Source organism: Streptomyces sp. H39-C1, assembly GCF_027158125.1.
In the GTDB taxonomy this organism is placed as follows: domain Bacteria; phylum Actinomycetota; class Actinomycetes; order Streptomycetales; family Streptomycetaceae; genus Actinacidiphila; species Actinacidiphila fildesensis.
In genome coordinates this window covers 1-961 of the sequence record NZ_JAPVLS010000275.1, presented here as the reverse complement: position 1 = coordinate 961, position 961 = coordinate 1, and the positions used below count along the sequence as shown (strand labels likewise).

The 961-nt window shown below is 60.7% G+C and carries 1 protein-coding gene; it reads right to left on the bottom strand.

Going from position 1 to position 961, the window contains the following annotated elements; translation table 11 throughout:
* Nucleotides 1–123: 123 nt before the first annotated feature.
* Entirely contained in the window at nucleotides 124–645 is a 522-nt protein-coding gene (locus O3W51_RS48170) for a hypothetical protein (protein WP_232486180.1), read from the bottom strand.
* Nucleotides 646–961 lie beyond the last annotated feature (316 nt).

Here is a 961-nt window from a genome sequence, read left to right as displayed (position 1 = left end):
CGGTCGATCATCAACGCCTCATCCGGACCCGAAGCAGGCCGAGCCCGCAGCAATGTCGGCACCATCCACCCCCAGCGCACTCCTCAACACACCGTGTATACCCATAAGTTGAGGAATTCAGCACTAGAGGAACCGGTGCAGTGGAGCGGACTCCGTTAGCAGCACGGTGACCCGGTGGGCGAGACGCTGCCATGCGTCCTCCTGGGTGTAGGTGAGCCGTACGTCATCGCCACCGGCTGCCTTGAGCGCCGCGGATAGGATGGCGGTATCGGCGTCGGGGGTGAGATCCGCCATGGAGAGTACGCGCGCCAGCGCACCAACGAGGCCAACCACGCTCTCCTGTGGCGAAGAATTGATGTTGTGAAGGGCGGCGACTACGTCTGACTGATCGGAAAGCTCCGGCGGCGCCACAAGGACTCCCGACAGTTTACGCGACAGGGCGTAGAGCAAGTCGGTGTCCGTTGTGAAGAGGCTGGCGATGCGCAGACCTTCGTGTTCCCACTTGCCGTTCGGCGTCCACACTCGCGGTCCTCGTGTTACAGCCTCGGCCAGCATCGTCTGGATGTTACGGAGGGCCGCGAGTCCGTCCACGAATAGCGTGTGATCACGCGGGCCGCAGCTGGCTTCGGCCAAGAGCGTCAGCAAGTGTTCTTCTACTTGTGCGCAACTGCGTCTTGAGGTGTGGGTCCACAACGACAAGCCGAACTGACATGCGCTGTTTCTGCTGCTCCATGTTGACACTCTGCCAGCTGGTCGTGAAGGTCGTGACAACAACCTGGCCTTGGACGCCGTCACCAGTACCAGCCTTACTGATCATTTCAGAATGAAGTTCTGAGAAGTTGTTGTCGTTCCGAATCTGAGGGCGATGTTTTCGCTGGTCAGGCATAGGGTCGGCGATTCGGTGGGAGTGGTGGCATGTCGTGTCGTCACTCCCCGGGAGGTCACGGATGCCGTCGGTGGT